The organism is Bradyrhizobium sp. CCBAU 45389 (assembly GCF_028128625.1).
In the GTDB taxonomy this organism is placed as follows: domain Bacteria; phylum Pseudomonadota; class Alphaproteobacteria; order Rhizobiales; family Xanthobacteraceae; genus Bradyrhizobium; species Bradyrhizobium liaoningense_B.
The window spans coordinates 718,695-737,237 of the sequence record NZ_LBIY01000002.1; the positions used below are offsets into that span (position 1 = coordinate 718,695).

General features: G+C 65.5%; 21 protein-coding genes. 10 read left to right on the forward strand and 11 right to left on the reverse strand.

All coding sequences use genetic code 11. The features are described 5' to 3' along the window. The 4 genes from XH79_RS03095 to XH79_RS03110 are packed head-to-tail and all read left to right on the forward strand — an operon-like array spanning nucleotide 1 to nucleotide 3,893. The gene (locus XH79_RS03095) at nucleotides 1-1,017 is read left to right on the forward strand and encodes an ABC transporter substrate-binding protein (protein WP_271580611.1); all 1,017 of its coding nucleotides are present in this window, start codon (nucleotides 1-3) and stop codon (nucleotides 1,015-1,017) included. Then, nucleotides 1,014-1,829, forward strand: coding sequence for an ABC transporter permease (locus tag XH79_RS03100; RefSeq protein ID WP_271580612.1), 816 nt, complete (start codon nucleotides 1,014-1,016; stop codon nucleotides 1,827-1,829). Before XH79_RS03095 ends, XH79_RS03100 begins: the two co-directional genes overlap by 4 nt. After that, the gene (locus XH79_RS03105) at nucleotides 1,826-2,584 is read left to right on the forward strand and encodes an ABC transporter permease (RefSeq protein ID WP_271580613.1); all 759 of its coding nucleotides are present in this window, start codon (nucleotides 1,826-1,828) and stop codon (nucleotides 2,582-2,584) included. Before XH79_RS03100 ends, XH79_RS03105 begins: the two co-directional genes overlap by 4 nt. Before the next feature lie 4 nt (nucleotides 2,585-2,588). Continuing rightward, entirely contained in the window at nucleotides 2,589-3,893 is a 1,305-nt protein-coding gene (locus XH79_RS03110) for an LLM class flavin-dependent oxidoreductase (RefSeq protein ID WP_271580614.1), read from the forward strand. Here the strand turns inward: XH79_RS03110 and XH79_RS03115 are convergent. Genes XH79_RS03115 through dapA form a run of 11 tightly spaced genes read right to left on the reverse strand, consistent with a single transcriptional unit; the run spans nucleotide 3,890 to nucleotide 12,707 of the window. Beyond that, nucleotides 3,890-4,819, reverse strand: coding sequence for a dihydrodipicolinate synthase family protein (locus tag XH79_RS03115; RefSeq protein ID WP_271580615.1), 930 nt, complete (start codon nucleotides 4,817-4,819; stop codon nucleotides 3,890-3,892). The genes XH79_RS03110 and XH79_RS03115 overlap by 4 nt on opposite strands. 15 nt (nucleotides 4,820-4,834) lie before the next feature. Then, entirely contained in the window at nucleotides 4,835-5,614 is a 780-nt protein-coding gene (locus XH79_RS03120; RefSeq protein WP_271580616.1) for an amino acid ABC transporter ATP-binding protein, read from the reverse strand. Next, nucleotides 5,611-6,342, reverse strand: a complete 732-nt coding sequence (locus XH79_RS03125) for an amino acid ABC transporter permease (RefSeq protein ID WP_212344392.1) — start codon at nucleotides 6,340-6,342, stop codon at nucleotides 5,611-5,613. Before XH79_RS03125 ends, XH79_RS03120 begins: the two co-directional genes overlap by 4 nt. A 17-nt stretch (nucleotides 6,343-6,359) precedes the next feature. After that, nucleotides 6,360-7,304, reverse strand: coding sequence for an ABC transporter substrate-binding protein (locus XH79_RS03130; protein WP_245003913.1), 945 nt, complete (start codon nucleotides 7,302-7,304; stop codon nucleotides 6,360-6,362). A 14-nt stretch (nucleotides 7,305-7,318) separates the two neighbouring features. Then, a complete protein-coding gene (locus tag XH79_RS03135) occupies nucleotides 7,319-7,621 on the reverse strand; it encodes a DUF4286 family protein (RefSeq protein ID WP_271580617.1) in 303 nt (100 codons plus the stop codon). 11 nt (nucleotides 7,622-7,632) lie between these two features. Continuing rightward, a complete protein-coding gene (locus tag XH79_RS03140) occupies nucleotides 7,633-8,586 on the reverse strand; it encodes a dihydrodipicolinate synthase family protein (protein WP_271580618.1) in 954 nt (317 codons plus the stop codon). Beyond that, nucleotides 8,583-9,014 carry a MaoC family dehydratase gene (locus tag XH79_RS03145; RefSeq protein WP_011086090.1) on the reverse strand — a complete coding sequence of 144 codons (432 nt, stop codon included), beginning with the start codon at nucleotides 9,012-9,014 and terminating at the stop codon, nucleotides 8,583-8,585. Before XH79_RS03145 ends, XH79_RS03140 begins: the two co-directional genes overlap by 4 nt. 3 nt (nucleotides 9,015-9,017) lie before the next feature. Then, nucleotides 9,018-9,425, reverse strand: coding sequence for a MaoC/PaaZ C-terminal domain-containing protein (locus tag XH79_RS03150; RefSeq protein WP_271580619.1), 408 nt, complete (start codon nucleotides 9,423-9,425; stop codon nucleotides 9,018-9,020). An 11-nt stretch (nucleotides 9,426-9,436) separates the two neighbouring features. Continuing rightward, nucleotides 9,437-10,600 (reverse strand): acyl-CoA dehydrogenase family protein, encoded by a 1,164-nt coding sequence (locus XH79_RS03155; RefSeq protein ID WP_271580620.1) that lies wholly within the window; start codon nucleotides 10,598-10,600, stop codon nucleotides 9,437-9,439. Further along, a complete protein-coding gene (locus XH79_RS03160) occupies nucleotides 10,597-11,787 on the reverse strand; it encodes a CaiB/BaiF CoA transferase family protein (protein ID WP_271580621.1) in 1,191 nt (396 codons plus the stop codon). Before XH79_RS03160 ends, XH79_RS03155 begins: the two co-directional genes overlap by 4 nt. A gap of 14 nt (nucleotides 11,788-11,801) precedes the next feature. Then, a complete protein-coding gene (gene dapA, locus XH79_RS03165; protein ID WP_271580622.1) occupies nucleotides 11,802-12,707 on the reverse strand; it encodes a 4-hydroxy-tetrahydrodipicolinate synthase in 906 nt (301 codons plus the stop codon). Nucleotides 12,708-12,894: 187 nt separating this feature from the next. Between dapA and XH79_RS03170 the strand changes: the two genes are divergently transcribed. The 6 genes from XH79_RS03170 (at nucleotide 12,895) to XH79_RS03195 (ending at nucleotide 18,507) form a co-directional block, all read left to right on the forward strand. Next, nucleotides 12,895-13,992: a LacI family DNA-binding transcriptional regulator gene (locus XH79_RS03170; RefSeq protein ID WP_212344376.1), complete on the forward strand. Its 1,098-nt coding sequence runs from the start codon at nucleotides 12,895-12,897 to the stop codon at nucleotides 13,990-13,992. 3 nt (nucleotides 13,993-13,995) lie between these two features. Beyond that, entirely contained in the window at nucleotides 13,996-14,364 is a 369-nt protein-coding gene (locus XH79_RS03175) for a tautomerase family protein (RefSeq protein ID WP_271580623.1), read from the forward strand. Nucleotides 14,365-14,376: 12 nt separating this feature from the next. Next, complete coding sequence (locus tag XH79_RS03180; RefSeq protein ID WP_212344372.1) at nucleotides 14,377-15,519, forward strand: acyl-CoA dehydrogenase family protein; 1,143 nt, start codon at nucleotides 14,377-14,379, stop codon at nucleotides 15,517-15,519. A gap of 4 nt (nucleotides 15,520-15,523) precedes the next feature. Next, entirely contained in the window at nucleotides 15,524-17,107 is a 1,584-nt protein-coding gene (locus XH79_RS03185; RefSeq protein WP_271580624.1) for an acyl CoA:acetate/3-ketoacid CoA transferase, read from the forward strand. Between the two features lie 9 nt (nucleotides 17,108-17,116). After that, nucleotides 17,117-17,599: a MaoC family dehydratase gene (locus XH79_RS03190; RefSeq protein ID WP_271580625.1), complete on the forward strand. Its 483-nt coding sequence runs from the start codon at nucleotides 17,117-17,119 to the stop codon at nucleotides 17,597-17,599. Nucleotides 17,600-17,670: 71 nt separating this feature from the next. Continuing rightward, nucleotides 17,671-18,507 (forward strand): ABC transporter substrate-binding protein, encoded by an 837-nt coding sequence (locus XH79_RS03195; protein ID WP_271580626.1) that lies wholly within the window; start codon nucleotides 17,671-17,673, stop codon nucleotides 18,505-18,507. Nucleotides 18,508-18,543: the final 36 nt, after the last annotated feature.

Consider the following 18,543-nt stretch of genomic DNA (forward strand, 5'->3'; position numbering starts at 1 on the left):
ATGTTGAGCCGACGCCACGCCTTCTCCATTCTCTCCGCCATCGCACTGGCGACCGGCTCGCTCGTCACGGCCGCGCCGGCAGCCGAGCCGCAGAAGGCGAGCCTGCGCCTGAAATGGCTGCCGCAGGCGCAGTTCGCAGGTTTCTACGTCGCAGCCGCCAAGGGCTATTACAAGGCCGAAGGCATCGATCTCACCATCAATCCGGGCGGGCCCAATCTGCTCACCGAGAACCTGGTCGCGACCGGCGCCGACACGTTCGGCCTCTCCGGCGGCACCGACAGCGTGTTCGCCGCCCGCGACAAGGGACTGCCGATCGTCTGCATCGGCGTCTCGCACCAGATCACGCCCTTCATCTTCGTCACCCGCAAGGACGGGCCGGTGAAGACGATCCAGGACTTCAAGGGCAAGACCGTCACCACCTGGTTCACGGGCGCCAATCACGTGCTCAACGGCATGCTCGCCAGGGAAGGCATCAAGCCGGATGAACTGAAGATCCAGCCGCAGCAGGTGTCCGTGACGCCGTTCGTCGACGGCAGCGTCGATGTCATCACCGCGACCTATTACAACGAGTTCTACACCATCCAGTCGCGCATGCCGAAGGACAACCTGAAGACCTTCGTCGCCGAGGACTACGGCATCACCTTCCCGCGCGACACGCTGATCGTGGCGGAAGCCACCGCCAAGGAGAAGCCGGAACTGGTCAAGGCATTCCTGCGCGCCTCATTGAAGGGCTGGAAGGACGCCTTCTCCGATCCCAAGGGCGCCGTCGATACCGTGATGGCCGCAGCCCCGACACTCGACCGCGCACAGCAGGAGTTCATGCTGACCGAGGTGAAGCGCCTGATGACCGCGGGCGCCGCGGCGAAGAACGGCATGTTCTGGATCGATGCCGATGCAGTGAAGACCGCCCACGACTTCTTCCTGAAATACGGCGTGATCTCCAAGCCGCTGGATCTTGCCGCCGCCTATGACGCAAGCTTCATCCAGAGCGTCCCCGTGGCGGACCGGCTGCCGTGAGCGGCCCTGCCGCGACATCGCTTGGTGACGGCCGCGCGGCCGCGCGGTCGATCACGATGCCGGATTCGCTGCGCAAGCTGATCCGGCTCCTGCTCGGCCTCGCGATTGCGGCGGTGATCTGGGAAGGCGCGGTGCTGCTGTTCGGCATCCGTCCCTACTATCTGCCGCGCCTCAGCACGATCCTGATGGCGATGGCGGCCACGCCTCGCGCCTATGTCGACGGCTTCCTGCGCACGCTCGCCGAGACGCTGATCGGCTTTGCGTCCGGCGGCGCGTTCGGCGTGCTCATGGGCATCCTGTTCTTCCGCGTCCGCGCGCTGCGCGAGATGATCTTCCCGATCTTCGTGGTGTCACAGACCATTCCGGTCATCGCCTTCGGCGCGCTGGTGGTGCTGTGGTTCGGCAACACGCTGCTCGCCAAGGCGATCATCGCGTTCTACCTGACCTTCTTTCCGGTGACGGTGAACACGCTGCTGGGACTCGAGACCGTCGATCCCAAGCAGGTCGCGCTGATGCGCAGTTTCGGCGCCTCCAACCGCCAGCTCCTGCTGCGCCTGCAGCTGCCGACCGCGCTGCCGCAGATCTTCGTGGCGTTGCGGCTCGCGGCCTCACTGAGCCTCGTCGGCGCGATCGTCGGCGAGTGGTTCGGCGACACCACCGGGCTCGGCGTACTCTTGCTCCAGGCCATGTTCACCGAGAACGTGGTCGCGATCTGGGGCGCCCTGCTCGCTGCGGCCCTGCTCGGCACGGGCTTCTATGCGGTGGTCGCCGCGGTCGAGCGGCGGCTCGTGTTCTGGAGCGCCGAGCAATGAGCCGGGCGCTCGCCTCCCCCTCGCTCGCCGTCCAGCGCGGCATTCTCGGCGCCGTCCTCCTGATCGCGTGCTGGGAGGGCATGGCGCGCGGACTGCATCTGCCGGCCTATGTGCTCCCCGCCGTCAGCGACATCTTGGTGGGTCTCTGGTCCAAGCGCGCAACGTTGGCCGACGCCGCCGGCTACACGCTGTTCGAAGCGCTGGTCGGCTACGGCCTCGGCTGCCTGATCGGCATCGGCCTCGCCGTCGCCATCGCACTGGTGCCGGCGCTGCGCAGCGCGATCCTGCCGCTTGCAACCGCGATCAATTCGGTGCCGGTGGTCGGTTATTCGCCGCTGATCCTGCTCTGGTTCGGCATCGGCGTCAGCTCCAAGATCGTGATGGTGGCGATGGCGGTGAGCTTCACCATCCTGCTGTCGATGCTGGCCGGGCTCGACCGGGTCGATCGCCGCGCCGTCGATCTCATGAAGAGTTTCGGTGCGAGCCGCCTCAGCGTGCTGTGGCGATTGCGGCTGCCGACCGCGCTGCCGCTGCTGCTCGCGGGCATGCGCGTCTCCACGGTGCGCAGCGTGATCGTGGCGATCGTCACCGAAATGCTCGGCGCGCACGGCGGGCTCGGCTGGGTGATCTACCAGGCCGTGCTCCAGATCGATTTCGTCCAGGTGTGGTCGGCGATCTTCGTCGCCTCCGCCGCGAGCCTCGCCTTCTTCGGCCTGATCGGCTTCCTCGAGCGAAAAATCCTGTTCTGGACATGACGCCATGAAACGACAGATGCATCTCGGATTATTCATCCTCGGCACCGGCAGTCATGTCGCGGGCTGGCGCTATCCCGGCGCGGTCGACAGCTTTCAGGACTTTGCGGCGATCCAGGAGATCGGCCGCACCGCCGAGCGCGGCAAGTTCGACCTGATCTTTATGGGCGACAATCTCTATGCCGACGCGGCGGCCCATCCCTCCTACACGCTGCGGCTCGAGCCGCTGACCATGCTGGCGGCGCTTTCGACCTCGACCAGCCATATCGGCCTCGGCGCCACTGTCTCGACCACCTACAGCGATCCGTTCTCGGTCGCGCGCGTGTTCGCTTCGCTGGATCACATCTCCAAAGGCCGCGCCGCGTGGAACGCGGTGACGACGGCCAATCCGGCGACGGCGGCGAATTTCGGCACGACGCATCCCGACCACGCCCGCCGCTACGAGATGGCGGGCGAGTTTCTCGAGGTGGTCAAGGGCCTGTGGGACGGCTGGGCGGATGATGCCATCGTCGCTGACCGGGCCAGCGGCCTCTACATCGATCCGGCCAGGCTGCGCCCGATCGACCATGACGGCGCCTTCTTCAAGGTGAAGGGCCCGCTCAACATCGGACGCAGCCCACAAGGCCAGCCCGTCGTGCTCCAGGCCGGCGGCTCCGAGGCCGGACAGGCGCTCGCCGCGCGCACCGCCGACATCGTGTTCTCGGTGGTGCAGGATATCGAGGAAGCCAAGGCCGGCTACGCCTCATTGAAGACGCGCCTGCCGGCATTCGGGCGCAGGTCCGAGGACGTCACCGTGCTGCCGGGCGTCATGCCCGTCGTGGGTCGGACCGACAAGGAGGCGTTCGAGAAGCTCAACACGCTCCAGAGCTTCGTCAGCGGCAGCAATGCGCTCGCCATCCTCTCTGATCGCTTCGGCCGCGACATGTCGGCCTACGATCTCGACGGGCCGATCCCCGACATCGCGCCATCAGACAGCTATCACAGCTTCGCCAGCGTGATGCTTGCAAAGGGCCGCCGCGAAAACATGACGCTGCGTGATCTCTACAACCTCACCGCCGCCGCCCGCGGCCATTGGGTGCTGTGCGGCTCGGCCGAACGCATCGCCGACACGCTCCAGCTCTGGTTCGAGCAGCATGCCGCCGACGGCTTCAACGTCATGCCGCCCTACTTCCACGAAGGGTTCGAGGACTTCGTCCAGCTCGTCGTGCCGATCCTGCAGGAGCGCGGGCTGTTCCGCGCGGATTACGAGGGTACGACATTGCGCGATCATCTCGGCCTCGCGCGGCCGGCCAATCCGTTCTTCGCGGCTTAGAGTGCGCCGGCGACGCGCAGTGCCTGCTCGAGCGCCTGCAACTCGCCGCGTGTCGCTGGCGGCTGCGGCGGCCGCGCCGCGTCGCACGACAGGCGTCCGAGCAATTTCAGGCAGGCCTTGAGCCGCACGGTCGCCCGTCCTCCGGGCGGGTCGCGATAGATCGCGACCGCGAGCGGATACAGTTTCTCGTGCGCGGCGCGCGCCCGCTCCCAATCGCCGGCGTCCGCGGCATTCCAAAGGCTCACCACGAGCTCCGGCACGACGCACGCAAGGCTCACCTGGCTACCGGCCGAGCCCACGAGATAGCTCGTCAACAGATGCTCGTCGCCCGAGCCGAGCACGACGAACTCCGGTCGCAGTTTCCGGATCAGCCGCAGATTCTGTTCGTACGTCGCGACCTCCCAGCTGCCCTCCTTGATCGCGACGAAGCGGGGATCGGCGATAAGCCGTTCCAGCAGCGGCGGTGCATAGGCCATCGCGCCCGCACCGACGGGCGCGGCGTAGAGCATCAAGGGCGCCGTCGTAGCATTGCGAATATGGCGGTGATGCTCGATCACACAATCATCGGCATGGCCGAGCGCCCAGCTGTTGGGCGGAAACACCAGCAGCCCGTCCGCACCGGCCTGCTGCAACGCAGCCGCCTCGCGCGCGGCCTCCAGGCTCGATTCATGATTGACCCCGGAGACGATCAGGCAGTCCCTTGGCGCGTGCTGGCGCGCCAGCTCCACCACGCGCCGCTTCTCGGCCAGCGACAGCACGAAGTTTTCGCCGGCATGGCCGTTAACGAGAAGACCATTGATGCCGGGCGTGGATGCGACCGAGGTGAGATGGGACGAGAGCCTCGCTTCGTCGACCTCGAAACCGGCCGTCATCGGCACGATCGTGGCGGCGTGGATGCCACGCAGGCGGTCGCTGAATGTCCGCATCTCCGCCGACATCGGCTAGTGAATAATCTGGTCGAGGAAAGTCCGCGCCCGCTCGGACTTCGGATTCTTGAAGAACTCCTCCGGCGCGGCCTGCTCGACCACCTTGCCCTCGTTCATGAACACGATGCGGTCGGCGACCTCGCGGGCAAAGCCCATCTCGTGCGTCACGCACAGCATGGTCATGCCCTCCTCCGCGAGCTTCTTCATGGTCTCCAGCACCTCCTTGACCATTTCAGGGTCGAGCGCCGAGGTCGGCTCGTCGAACAGCATGATCTTGGGACGCATGCACAGCGCCCGCGCGATGGCGACGCGCTGCTGCTGGCCGCCGGAGAGCTGCCCCGGGAATTTTCCGGCCTGGTCCGGAATCCGGACTTTTGTGAGAAAATGCATGGCGAGGTCCTTGGCCTCCGCCTCACTCATGCCGTTCGCGGTCATCGGTGCCAGGGTGCAGTTCTCCAGCACCGTCATGTGCGGGAACAGATTAAAACTCTGGAACACCATGCCGGTGTCGCGCCTGACCGCGTCGATGTTCTTGCGCTGATGGTCGAGCTCGACGCCGTTGACGTAGATCAGTCCTTCGTCGTGCTTCTCGATGTGGTTGATGCAGCGGATGAGCGTCGACTTGCCCGAGCCGGAGGGCCCGCAGACCACGATCTTCTCGCCCTTGGCGACCTTGAGATCGATCTGGTCGAGCGCGGTGAAGTCGCCATAGTGCTTGTAGACCGCCTCCATGCGAACCGCGGGGACCTCGCGGACTGTTGCACTTTCGACCGTAGTCATCGACATCTCGCTCATGCCCGGGCCTCCACGCTCGCCTGTGCGACCGGCGCCCGCGCCGCGACCTTCCTGGATTTCGCAACGCTTGATCGACCGAAATGCTTCTCGAGCCGGCGCTGAACCGCATCCCAGACCGAGGTGAGGATCAGGTAATACGCGGTTGCCGCCGCATAGACTTCAAGGATCTGGAAATGCTCCTGCATCAGCATGTCACTGCGGCGCATCAGCTCCTCGACCGAGATTACGGAGGCGAGCGAGGTCGCCTTCAGGAGCGAGTTGATGGAGTTGCCGAGCGGCGGGATCATCAGCCGGAACGCCTGCGGCAGGGTGACGCGACGGAACGTGACCCAGGGCGACAGGCTGAGCGCCCAGGCGGCCTCGCGCTGCCCCGCCGACACCGCCATGAAGCCGCTGCGCACGATCTCGGCGAGATAGGCCGCCTCGTTGAGGATCAGGCCGACGAGCGCGCAGGTGATCACGCTGAACTTGATGCCCAGCTGCGGCAAGCCGCTGTAGATCACCACCAGCTGGATCAGAAGCGGCGTGCCGCGGAAGAACCAGATGTAGAAACGCGCGGCACCCGCGAGCACCGGATTGGACGACATGCGCAGCAACGCGATGCCCATGCCGAGAATCAATCCGCCGACAACCGCCGCCACCGTCAAGCCGATGGTGACGAGCACTCCCTTCATCAGGAAGTAGTTGAAGAAGTAGCTGACGGCGGCCGTCGGACTGAAATGGCTCATCGGCTCGTCTCCGTATCTCAGGCCGGACCGGGGCCGGCGATCGCAAGCGGCTGATCGGCCGGCATGGCGGTCAGGCCGAACTTGTCGAACAGCGCCTGATAAAAGCCGTCGGCCCGCATCGCGTTGAGCGCCTTGACGACGGTATCGGCGACCGTCTTGTTGCGGAAACCAAGCGTGGTCCTGGCCGTGCCGAGCCCACTCAGAACTTCCTTCACGCGACCACGGCCGACGAGATCGCGCGCCACGCTGTCGACCAGCAGCGCGTTATCCACCTGCCCCGCAAGCAGCGCACTCACGACGTTCGTCGCGGTCGGGAACGTGCGCATCTCGACGGCTGCGCCGCCCTTTGCCACGCTCGCATCGCTGAGTTTCTTGAGCCAGTTCATCTGGTAGCTGCTGACCTCGACCGCGGATGATTTTCCGATCAGATCGTTCTCGGTAGCAAGTTTTGTGCCGCTATCGGGCGCAACCACGACCGAGATCGCCTGAATGGCGTACGGCACCATGTACATCAGCTTCGAGCGTTCCTCGGTCCAGAACATGCCGGTATTGACGCCGTCGATGCGCGCTGCGCCCAAGGCAGGAATCATGGCCGGAAAATCCATCCGGACGAGTTCGACCGGAAGACACAACCGCTTGCCGAGCTCGGCGGCGAGCTCGACGTTGAGGCCCTGCAACTGACCGTCCTTGTCGACGAATTGCTGCGGTGGATTGGTCGGGTTGATGGAGAGCTGCAGTTTGCCGGGCGCAATCAGATTGTCATCGGTGATTGCGGGCGTACATGCGGCATGCACCGCCGTCGATGCGAGAACGAGTGCTGCGGCCGCACTCAAGCGAAACAGTGTCGAGACCATGGATACCTCCAGTAAGACGCCAATGACCGATGCAGTCCCTCGTCCGGGATTCCCCTTTGACGTTTCTTGGATGCGGCCGGCCGGATCTCGCGACACGGCAGGCAGCATCGTCTTCGATCCTCTCAAGCCGGTCCCGACATCGGCCTGAGCTGGATGCGCATGAAATTCTTCACCAGGGATTCGAACGGACCAAAACCCTTCACCTTCAGGAATTCCGGCGTCTCGAATGCCCATCGTCCCGCGACTTCGTACATCGCGACATATTTCGGCCCGTCGCCGATGGAGACGAAGCGTTTTGCCGAGAGCCAGCCGGGACAAGCGAGCAGATCAGGGAAATGCTTTTGCTCGTACCAGGCGTTGAACGCAGCCTCGTGCTCGGGATCGATGTCGACCCGCACAATATGGATGAAGGCTCCGTCCGCCATCGTCTCGTCCCTCATGACAGGCGGATGTCGCCGGCCGCGCGCGCCGCGCCGACCGTCGTTGCAATGGCATCGCGCAGCGCAGGCAGAACCGGCAGCAATGGCGGCCGCGGATCGGCGTTGCGGATCAGGCCGAGCGCCTTCAGCCCGACCTTCATGCGGGTGTGCATGTCCATGATCGGCGCAGGTCCGTAGATGGCGCGGACGATCGGATAGAGCCGCTCGTTGACGGCGCGCATCGCCTTGAGGTCGTCGGCAAGCGAGGCCTGCCACAGTTCTGCGAACAGATGCGGGGCGAGACTGACAAGGCCGGAGAGAATGCCGTCGCCGCCGACGGCGAGCTGCGGCAGGAACCAGTTGAAGTTCGACGGCAGGATCGCGACAGACGGATCGGCCTGCTTCACCGCCCGCCGGTTCTCGTCATAGGCCAGCATGGTGTCGCTGCCTTCCTTGATGGCGATGACGCTGTCGAGCGCGGCGATCTTCGCCAGCGTCTCCGGCGAATAGCCGAAGCCGGACGCAAGCGGGTACTGGAAGATCGACACGGGAATGCCGATCGCGGAGCTGACCGCCTGCACGAAGGCCACCGGCGCGCGCGAGGTTGCCGAGGCGCCGCCGCCGAGCGGCGCGGGCGGGAACAGCACCGCGCAATCGGCGCCGGCAGCTTCCGCGAGCTGGGCCTGATGGATCGCTTCCGCGGTGGAATGCGCGATGATGCCGGCCAGCAAAGGCTTGCCGCCGATCTGCCGGCGTGTCCGCTCGATCACGGCCTGACGCTCGTCGTCCGAGAGCGACCCGCCCTCGCCGGCATGGCCATTGACGAACACCGCCGCGATGCCGTCCGGGCACGCGCAATAGTCCAGCAGGCGGGCATAGCCGTCCCAATCGATCGAGCTGTCGTCCTTGAAGGGCAGCACGGTCGCGACCGTGACGCCGCGCAAATCCGGTTTCTTCATCGCCTTGCTCATGATGGTTTTCGCCGCGGAAATTTCAGGCTCGCGCGCGCCTTCAGCACTTCGAGGCCGCCCTCGTTGCGCGCGCTCGCCTCCCAGATGATCGTGCGGGTCTCGTCGTGCTGCTCGGCGATCCAGACGTCGAAGGTGAGCGTGTCGCCGTAGAACACGGGGCCGGTAAACCAGAAGCGGTCCTCCACCGACACGCCGATGGTGCCGACCAGCTCAGAGGTGAGGATGCTGGTGCAGAGGCCAGCAACCATGATCCCCGGCGCCAGCCTGCGGCCGAAGCGCGTCGCGCCGGCATAGACCTCGTCGACATGAACCGGGCCGAAATCGCCGGTCGCGGCGATGTAGAGCGCGCCATCGGCTTCGGTGATGGTCTTGCTCAGGCTGACCCTGTCATTCACCTTGAGATCGTCGAAGGACTTTGGCTCGTACATGGCTCAGGCCTTGGCAAAGGGAACCAGGGTCGCGGTGCCGTCCACCACGGTTGCACCAGAAGGCGACAGCGTGCAGGTGACGCGGCAGACCGCGTCGTCGCCGTCAACCGAAACGATCTCGGCCCTGGCCTCGACGGACTCGCCGACGATCACGGGCGCAGCGAAATTCAGCGCGATGCTGCCGATCCGCCGCGTGGGTCCACCGAGCTGGCTGAGGCAGGTCGTCGCGAGACCCCCGACCGCGAGCTCGAAGGCGACCATGTTCGACGCGCCAGCTTTCTTTGCGCGGACGGCATCGACATAGAGGCCGCCGAGATTGCCGCTGATGCCGGTGAACATCGCCTGCTCGGCCACCGTCATGGTCTTGCGGAAGGTGAAGGCAGCGCCGGGCTTGAGAGGTGCGTGAGACATCGATCGCTTCCCTAGAGCTGCAAGCCGTTCTTGATGGTGCTGCGCGCGACCAGCATGCGGTGAATCTCGGAGGTGCCGTCATAGATGCGGGTGACGCGAGCATCGCGGTACATGCGCTCCAGCGGCAGGTCCTTGCTGAATCCCATGCCGCCGAACACCTGGATAGCGCGGTCGACGACGCGGCCCTGCATCTCGGACGCCGCGACCTTGATCATCGAGACCTTGTCGCGCGCATCCTTGCCTTGATCGATGTCCCACGCGGCGTTCATCACCATCATCTTGACGCCAAAAATCTCGGTGGCGGAATCGGCGATCAGCTTCTGCACCATCTGGAAGTCGCCGATCAGCTGGCCGAACTGGCGCCGCTCGCCGGCGTGCTTGCGCATCATCTCGAGCGCGCGCTGCGCCATGCCGACCGCGCGCGCGCCGATATGGGCGAGACGGATCTGCAGCACGCTCTGCATGATCAGCTTGAAGCCGCCGCCGACCTCGCCGAGCACCGCCGCCTTCGGAATGCGGCAATCCTCGAAGGTCAGCTCGGCATGGCCATAGCCGCGATGGCCCATCATCGGCTGGGTGCGCGCGACCTTGAAGCCGGCTGTACCGCGATCGACCAGGAACAGCGTGATGCCGCCGCGCGCCCGCTTGTCCTTGTCAGTCAGCGCCATCAGGATCACATAATCGGCGATGTCGCCGTCGCTGATGAAATGCTTGGTGCCGTTCAGCACCCATTCGTCGCCGTCGAGATGCGCCGTGGTGCTGATCGACGCCGCGTCGGAACCGGCGCCCGGCTCGGTGATCGCCATGGCGCAGATCTTGTCGCCCTTCACCGTCGGCAGCAGATAGCGCTCGACCTGATCGCCCTTGCAGGCCATCAGCATCGGATAGACCTGGCCGAACACCCGGCGGATCAACGCGTCCGACGTCTTGCCGAATTCTTCCTCGACCAGGCAGTGCTCGACGCAAGTGAGCCCGCCGCCGCCGACATCAGCCGGCATGTTCATGGCGTAAAGGCCGAGCTTCTGGGCCTTGGCCTTGGTGACCGCCAGCGCCTCCGCCGGCACCTTGGCCGTCTGCTCGACGACGTCTTCGAGCGGCTGCACCTCCGTCTCGACGAAGCGGCGGACGGTGTCGACCAGGAGGCGCGTCTCCTCGGGGAGTGAAAAATCGATCATCGCGCCACCCCCACAGCCTTGCCGGCAACCATGGCGTCAATCTCGGCGGCGCCGTAGCCGATCTCGCCGAGCACTTCGCGCGTCTGCGCGCCCAGCCGCTGCGGCACCAGCCGCACCTCCGGCGTCTGCCCGTCATAGCGCGCGGGATGCGCGACCATGCGGATCGGCGCGCCACCTGCACTCTCGGCGCTCTTGAACACGCCAAGATGGTTGAGCTGGGGATCGGAGACGAGGTCGCGATAGTCCTGCACCGGGGCGTGCCAAATCTTCGCGGCTTCGAGCGATGGCAACCAATCGGCCGTCGACTTCTGTTTCAGCCTAGTAGCAACGATCCGTGTGATCTCCTCACGCTTCGAAAAACTGTCGCCCTCCCCGAACTGCTTCAGCTCCTCGCTATCGAGCGCGACGGCGAGCGCCTTGGGCGTGGCCATGGAGATCGCCATATGACCATCCGCCGTGGCGTGAACGCCATAAGGACCGGGGCTGAACCACGCTGCGATACCGGCCGGACCGCGCGATGTCGGCGACGGCGCGCCATTCAGCCACGCCGTCAGCGGCTCGACCTGGAGATCGAGGGCGGCCTGATAGAGGTTGACCTCGACGAGTTGGCCCTTCCCGGTCTTCGTCCGGGCAAACAGCGCCGCAAGAATGCTCATGGCATAGAGCGAGGCGGCATGCTGATCGACGATGACGGCGCCAACCGCGGTCGGCTCGCCATCGGCGCGTCCGGTCCGCATCGCAAGACCCGACATCGCCTGGAGCAGCAGATCCTGGCCGGGGCGATCCTTGTACGGTCCGTCCGATCCGAAGCCGGTCGCGACCGCATAGATCAGGCCGGGGTTGATCGCCTTGAGCGTGTCGTAGCCGAGGCCGAGCTTGGCCATGGTGCCGGGGCGGAAATTCTCCATCACGACATCGGCGGTCGCGACCAGCTTCTTCACCGCGGCGATGCCGTCGGGATGCTTGAGATCGACAGCAAGGCTGCGCTTGTTGCGTCCCGTGGCCAGATGATTGACGCTGTCGCCTGCGACGAAATGATTGGCGACCGCCCAGTTGCGCTGAAACGCGCCCTCGATCGGCTCGACCGCGATGACGTCGGCGCCGAGATCGGCGAGCGTCTGCGCCGCCAGGGGCCCCGCGAGATAGTGGTTGAAGCTGAGGATCTTGACGCCGTCGAGCAGGTTCATCCGTTCACCTCAATCTAGGCAGCCGCAACCGGCGCGCCGCGCCAGGCGAGATCGAACGTCTTGACCAGGGCACGCGCGGCCGCATCCTGCGCGGCCGGCAGCGGCAGACGCGGCGGGCGGGGATGGCCGGCAGCAAAGCCCATATGACTGAGCAGCGCCTTGCTGCCGGCGACATAGGCCTGGCCGCCGACGAATTCGATCACCGGCAGGTATTTCAGATAGAGCTCACGCGCTTCCTTGATCGCGCCGTGGTCGGCAACGAGGCTGAAGATGCGGGCCATCTCTGCCGGGACCACGTTGGAGGCCACAGCCACCCAGCCCTGCGCGCCCTCGACGAAGGATTCGAAGCCGAGGATGCCGCCGAACACCGTCATCCTGTCGCCGCAGAGCCGGATGATGTCGCGCACCCGCGTCACCTCCAGCGTCGACTCCTTGATATAGAGACAGTTGTCGATCTCGGCGATCCGCGCCACCAGCTGCGGCTTGAGATCGACATTGGCGGTCGCCGGATTGTTGTAGACCATGATCGGCAGCGAGATCGCATCCGCCACCGTCTTGTAGTGATGCACGAGCTCGTCGTCGGTCGGCGTCGAATAGAACGGCGGGATGATCATCACACCATCAGCGCCCAGTTTTTCGGCACGGCGGCTGAGGCGCACCACCTCGCGCGTGTCCTCCGCGCCGGTGCCGATCAGCACGGGGACGCGGCCCGCGGCCTGGCGAATGACGACCTCCGCAACCAGTGCCTTCTCATCATCGTCCATGGAGAGAAACTCGCCGGTCGAGCCGAGCGGGATCAACCCGTGAATGCCCTCTGCGATCTGCCAGTCGACGAAGGCGCGCAAGGCCGCGACATCGACCTCGCCCGCTGCCGTGAACGGGGTGATCATGACGGTGTAGGTGCCGCGGAACGTCTTCATCGGGGAACTGCCGGGTGCTCGGGTGGATTCAGGCGATGGATGCCGCCTGCGGAATATCCGCACGTTTTATGCAATCGTTTGCATAAATGGCTCTGCATTGGGCAACACCATCCATTTTTTGAGCTTGATCCGCGTGGAATAAGCTCATAGCGTTTCTGCAATCGTTTGCAGTCTATCGGCAGGTTTGATGAGCGTCACGCTCAAAGATGTGGCACAGGCGGCCCGCGTTTCAGTCAGCACTGCTTCCCGAGCGCTGACGGGAACCGGCCTGACTAGCGAGCGTACGCAGCAGCGCCTGGTGCGCATCGCACGCGAGCTCGGCTACCGGCCGAACCCGATCGCGCGCGGCCTCAAGACCGGACAATCGCGGCTGGTGGCGCTGCTCGTCCACAATCTCACCAACGCCTCGTTCCAGGTGATGGCCGAGGTGGTGCAGGCGCGCCTGAAGGCGCTGGGTTATCAGATGCTTCTGTGCATCGGCGGCGACGATCCACAGCAGGAGAGCGACACCCTCACCACGCTGGTCGATCACCGCATCGACGGGCTGATCGTGGTGCCCACCGGCAAGAACGGCGCGCAGCTCAAGACGCTCTCCAAGGACGTGCCCATCGTCTGCCTGGTGCGGCGCGATGACGCGACCGATCTCGAGACCGTGCTCGCCGACGATCCGCAAGGCGCTTATCTGGGCACGCGCCATTTGATCGAGCTCGGGCACAAGCGCATCGGGCTGATCGTCGGCCGCCAGGACACCACGTCCGGCCGCGAACGGTTGTCCGGCTATGTCCGCGCTCTGCGTGAGGCGGGGATCACCAGGGACGACGCATTGATTCACGCGGGCCATTTCGAGCCCGAGACCGGCGCGACCTTTGCCCGCAAGCTGCTCGACCTCCCCCGCCCGCCCAGCGCGATCTTCGTCGCCAATCATGAGGCCACGCTCGGCGTGCTGCGCGTCACGGCGGAACGGAACATCGCCGTTCCCGATGATCTCTCCCTGCTCTGCTACGAGGACATGCCGTGGTTCGAATGGCATCGCCCGGCGATCAGCATCGTCGACAACGGCGCGCGTGATCTTGCCAATCTCGCCGTCGACCGGCTGCTGCATCGCATGGATGCCAGGGGAAACAGCAAGGGTAACGGCAATGACGGCGTGCGCGAATATCGCGTCGGCGCCAAGCTGATCCAGCGCGACTCCTGCCGCCAGATCGATGGCCCGGCCCCTGCAAAACCCGCGAAGTCCAAATCCTCTTCATCCAAATCATCTGCGGCCAAATCCGCGAAGGTCTGACCGATGCCCTATGTCGAAGTGCTCGCCCCGCAAGTCCCATCCCAGCGCAAGGCCGCGCTGGCGCGGTCGGTGACCGACGGCCTGATGTCGGCGTTCGGCGTCACCGCTGATACGGTCACACTCTATTTCCTGAACATTGCGACCGACGACTACGCCCATGCCGGCACGTTCGGCGCTCCGGCCACCGGCCAGCGCATCCTGCTGAAGGTCCACGCCTTCCGCCGCAGCGAGGCCGAGCGCCGCGCCGCCGCCATCGCGCTGACCCGCGCCGTATGCAGCGCCTATGGCGTGCCCGGCGACGACGTCGCGGTCTATTTCTGCGACCGCGACCGCAGCGAAGTCTCGCACGATTCCAAGCTCGCCAGCGATTGACGGGAGCACGCCATGGACCGCTTCTACAGCCAAGACCAGAAAGCCCTGCGCGAGACCGCCCGCCGCTTCGCGGAAGCGGAGATCCTGCCGCGCGCCGCCGCGATCGACCGCGAGGACCGCTTCGACCGCACCCTCTACAAGGGCATGGCCGATCTCGGCCTGTTCGGCATCTGCCTGCGTGAAGGCGCCGGCGGTGCAGGTCTCGACGCGGTCGCGGCCTGCATCGCGATGGAGGAGCTGGCGCGCTGCTCCGGCGCGGTCGCCAACGCCTTCGCGATCCCCGTCGAAGCCGTGCTGTTCTTCGACCATCACGGCACCGACGCGCACAAGGCGCTGATCCCGAAGATCCTGAGCGGCGACATCATTCCCGCCACCGCCGTCTCCGAGCCCGATCACGGCTCCGACGTAGCTAGCATCCGCACCAACGCGGTGCGCGAGGGCAATGGCTGGCGGCTCAACGGCACCAAGGCCTGGGTGACGCTCGGCGGCGTCGCCGACCGCATCATGGTGTTCGCGCGCACCGGCGCCGAGGCGGGCCACCGCTCCATCTCCTGTCTTCTCGTCGACGGCGCCCTGCCCGGCATCGCCCGCGGCAAGAACGAGGAGCTGCTCGGCATGCACGGCCTCGACGACTGCCAGATCACCTTCTCCGATGTGCGCCTGCCCTCGGACAGCGTGATGGGGCCGGAGAACCAGGCCTTCAAGATGGCGATGAGCAATTTCAACTTCAGCCGGCTGATGATGGCCTCGATGGCGCTCGGCATGGCGCAGGCCGCGTTCGAGGACGCGACCGCCTATGCCAAGGACCGCAAGCAGTTCGGCCAGGCCATCATCGGCTTCCAGGCGGTGCAATTCATGCTCGCGGACATGTCGACCGACATTGCGGCTGCGCGCCTCCTGATCCATCACGCCGCGCGTCTGCACGATGCCGGCGAGCCGATTGCCAAGGAGGCGGCGCAGGCAAAGCTGTTCACCACCGACATGGCGATGAAGCACGTCTCCAACGCACTGCAGATCCACGGCGGCAACGGCTATTCGCGCGAGTACCGCATCGAGCGCATCTTCCGCGACGTCCGCCTCGCCCAGATCTACGAGGGCACCAACCAGATCCAGCGGCTGATCATCGCCCGCCAGGTCGAGAAGGAGGCCGCGTGAGGGCATGCTGAGCATCATCACCGCGAAAGAAGCAGCGGGCCTGATCCGCGACACCGACACGCTGATCGTCGGCGGCAACGGCGGCACCGGCGCTGCCGAAGCCATCCTCGATGCGCTGGAGCAGCGCTTCCTTGGCGGTCAGGGCCCGCACAATCTGACACTGATCAACATCACCGGCGTCGGCGCCGTGACCGAGAAGGGCCTCTGCCATCTCGCCCATGAAGGCCTGATCGCGCGCGTCATCGGCGGCAATTTCGGCCTCCAAGTGCCGTTCATGCGCCTCGTCCGCGACGAGCTGATCGACGCCTATAATTTCCCGCAAGGCGTGATGAGCCAGCTCTGCCGCGCCATGGCCGCCAAACATCCCGGCGTGCTCACCCATGTCGGCCTCAACACCTACATGGATCCGCGCCAGGACGGCGGCCGCATGAACAAGCGCACCACTGCGCCGCTGGTGGACCTGCTCGAGCTGCACGGCCAATCGTACCTGCTCTACCGCGTTCCCAATCCGCCCGATGTCGCCATCATCCGCGGCACGTCCGCTGACGAGGACGGCTATATCAGCATGGAGCACGAGGGCACGACGCGCGAGGATCTCTCGATCGCGCAGGCCGTGCACAATGCCGGCGGCACCGTGATCTGCCAGGTCAAGCGCATCGTCAAGCGCGGCTTGATCCATCCGCAGATGGTGAAGATCCCGGGCTTCCTGATCGACCACGTCGTGCTCGAGCCCGAGCAGATGCAGACCTATGGCACCGTCTATGATCCCGCGCGCTGCGGCGAGACGCGCGTCCCCGTGGCGTTGATCACGCCCGATCCGCTCACCGAGCGTCGGGTGATCGCCCGTCGCGCCGCCTTCGAATTGCGCCCGCGCGACGTCGTCAATCTCGGCGTCGGCATCTCCGCGATGATCCCCAATGTCGCGGCCGAGGAAGGCATTTCCGACCTGATCACGCTGACGGTGGAGTCAGGCGTCGTCGGCGGCGTGCCCGGGCACGCCCGCGAGTTCGGCACCGCGATCAATCCGCGCGTCATTCTCGACCAGGCCTATCAGTTCGACTTCTACGACGGCGGCGGCCTCTCCTGCGCCTTCCTCTCCTTCGCGGAAGTCGATGAAGCCGGCAACGTCAACGTCACCCGTTTCGGCGAGCGCCGCGACGGCTCCGGCGGCTTCATCGACATCACGCAGAACGCCAAGCGCCTGATCTTCAGCGGCACCATGACCGGCGGCAAGTTCGACATCGGCGTCGAGAACGGCCGCCTCGCGATCCGGCGCGACGGCGCCTTCCGCAAGTTCGTCCCACAAGTCGGCCAGATCAGCTTCAGCGCCTCGCTCGCCGCGCAGCGCGGCCAGCACGTCAGCTACGTCACCGAGCGCGCCGTGTTCGAGCTCGAGAACGGCCACGTGACGCTGACCGAGATCGCCCCCGGCGTGCGGCTCGAGGAGGACATCCTCGCCCATATGGGCTTTCGCCCACGCATCAGCCCGCAGCTGAAGGACATGGACCCGCGCATCTTCCGCTCCGGGCCGATGGGGATCGCGCAGAGCTTCAAGGCGCTGCCGGCGCGGCCACGGAAGGTTGCCTGAGGGATCAGCATGAACGCCAGCGCCCCGATCAATCTGCGTTACGAAGACATCGCGCTCGGCGCGGAGTTCGAGACCGCGGTGCACACCGTGACCGAGGCTGATATCGCAGTCTTCGCCGACGTCACGCGCGATCACCACCCGCTCCATATCGACGGCGCCTATGCGCGCTCGCGCGGCTTTCCCGCGGTGATCGGCCATGGCCTGTTCGGCCTGTCGCTGATGGAAGGGCTGAAGTCGGAATTGAAGCTGTACGAGGAGACCTCTGTCGCCTCGCTCGGCTGGGACGAGGTGAAATTCAAGGGCCCCATCGTTGCCGGCGACAGCTTGCGCGTGCGCTTCCGCTTCGTCGAGAAGCGGCCGACCAAAAACCCCGAGCGCGGCATCGTCGTCGAGACGCTCGACCTGCTCAACCAGCGCGACGAGGTCGTGACCGCGGCCCGCCACATCTCGCTGATCCTGACCCGGCAAGCCGACGCTCCGGCGGCCACATGACGAGACAATGAAGAAGACGTCGGACCGGAGAACGGCTCCCCTCTCACCCACGATTTGATCGGAGTATTCAGATGCGATTTCCCAAGACTTTCTCCGCCCTCGCCCTGCTGGTCGGCCTGACGCAGGCCGCCGCTGCCCAGACCTGCACGCCGAATGTGCCGGCGTCGAGCCTGATCGAGGCGCCGAAATGGCAGATGTCGATCAACCCGACCCTGCCGCCGCAGCAATTCGTCGACGACAAGGGCGAGTTGCAGGGCCTCAATGTCGAGCTCGCCCGCGAGATCGCCAAGCGCATCTGCGTCGAGGCGGTGTTCCTGCGCATGGATTTCCCGCCGATGATCCCGGCGCTGCGCTCCGGCCGCTTCGATGCCATCAACACCGGCCTGTTCTGGACCGAGGAGCGCTCGAAGATGCTCTACCTCGTGCCTTACGCGCAGCAGGCGATCAGCATCTACACCGACCCCTCCTCCAGCCTGAAGCTGGAGAAGTTCGAGGATCTCGCCGGCCGCGTGGTCGGCGTGGAATCGGCGACCTACACCGAGCGCAAGGCGCGCGAGTTCAGCACGGCGATGGAAGCCAAAGGCCTCAAGCCGATCGAGCTGCGCACCTTCACCACCGTCACCGCCACCTCGGCGGCGCTGCGCGCCGGACAGCTCGAGGCCGCGCTGAACATCAACGAGACCGCAAATTCGCTGGAGCAGAAGGGCATCGCAAAGATCTGGGTTCGCGACATCGCCGGCACCGACATCACTTTCGCCTTCCGCGACAAGCTGCTTGCCCAGGCCGTCGCCGACGCCCTCACCGCGATCCGCACTGATGGCACCTATGACAAGCTGTTCGACAAGTTCGGCATGACCAAGCTGAAGGCCACGACGTTCGCCATTCGCGGAGACGGGCCGACGAATTGAGGAAGTAAGGGTTGCGCGAACGTAGGGTGGGTTAGC

Bases quoted from the DNA above. Each gene is read 5' to 3' on its own strand.
- XH79_RS03095 (WP_271580611.1), top strand. From the start codon at position 1: ATGTTGAGCCGACGCCACGCCTTCTCCATTCTCTCCGCCATCGCACTG.
- XH79_RS03105 (WP_271580613.1), top strand. From the start codon at position 1,826: ATGAGCCGGGCGCTCGCCTCCCCCTCGCTCGCCGTCCAGCGCGGCATT.
- XH79_RS03110 (WP_271580614.1), top strand. From the start codon at position 2,589: ATGAAACGACAGATGCATCTCGGATTATTCATCCTCGGCACCGGCAGT.
- XH79_RS03115 (WP_271580615.1), bottom strand. From the start codon at position 4,819: ATGCGGACATTCAGCGACCGCCTGCGTGGCATCCACGCCGCCACGATC.
- XH79_RS03120 (WP_271580616.1), bottom strand. From the start codon at position 5,614: ATGAGCGAGATGTCGATGACTACGGTCGAAAGTGCAACAGTCCGCGAG.
- XH79_RS03125 (WP_212344392.1), bottom strand. From the start codon at position 6,342: ATGAGCCATTTCAGTCCGACGGCCGCCGTCAGCTACTTCTTCAACTAC.
- XH79_RS03130 (WP_245003913.1), bottom strand. From the start codon at position 7,304: ATGCTGCCTGCCGTGTCGCGAGATCCGGCCGGCCGCATCCAAGAAACG.
- XH79_RS03135 (WP_271580617.1), bottom strand. From the start codon at position 7,621: ATGGCGGACGGAGCCTTCATCCATATTGTGCGGGTCGACATCGATCCC.
- XH79_RS03140 (WP_271580618.1), bottom strand. From the start codon at position 8,586: ATGAGCAAGGCGATGAAGAAACCGGATTTGCGCGGCGTCACGGTCGCG.
- XH79_RS03145 (WP_011086090.1), bottom strand. From the start codon at position 9,014: ATGTACGAGCCAAAGTCCTTCGACGATCTCAAGGTGAATGACAGGGTC.
- XH79_RS03150 (WP_271580619.1), bottom strand. From the start codon at position 9,425: ATGTCTCACGCACCTCTCAAGCCCGGCGCTGCCTTCACCTTCCGCAAG.
- XH79_RS03155 (WP_271580620.1), bottom strand. From the start codon at position 10,600: ATGATCGATTTTTCACTCCCCGAGGAGACGCGCCTCCTGGTCGACACC.
- XH79_RS03160 (WP_271580621.1), bottom strand. From the start codon at position 11,787: ATGAACCTGCTCGACGGCGTCAAGATCCTCAGCTTCAACCACTATCTC.
- dapA (WP_271580622.1), bottom strand. From the start codon at position 12,707: ATGAAGACGTTCCGCGGCACCTACACCGTCATGATCACCCCGTTCACG.
- XH79_RS03170 (WP_212344376.1), top strand. From the start codon at position 12,895: ATGAGCGTCACGCTCAAAGATGTGGCACAGGCGGCCCGCGTTTCAGTC.
- XH79_RS03175 (WP_271580623.1), top strand. From the start codon at position 13,996: ATGCCCTATGTCGAAGTGCTCGCCCCGCAAGTCCCATCCCAGCGCAAG.
- XH79_RS03180 (WP_212344372.1), top strand. From the start codon at position 14,377: ATGGACCGCTTCTACAGCCAAGACCAGAAAGCCCTGCGCGAGACCGCC.
- XH79_RS03185 (WP_271580624.1), top strand. From the start codon at position 15,524: ATGCTGAGCATCATCACCGCGAAAGAAGCAGCGGGCCTGATCCGCGAC.
- XH79_RS03190 (WP_271580625.1), top strand. From the start codon at position 17,117: ATGAACGCCAGCGCCCCGATCAATCTGCGTTACGAAGACATCGCGCTC.
- XH79_RS03195 (WP_271580626.1), top strand. From the start codon at position 17,671: ATGCGATTTCCCAAGACTTTCTCCGCCCTCGCCCTGCTGGTCGGCCTG.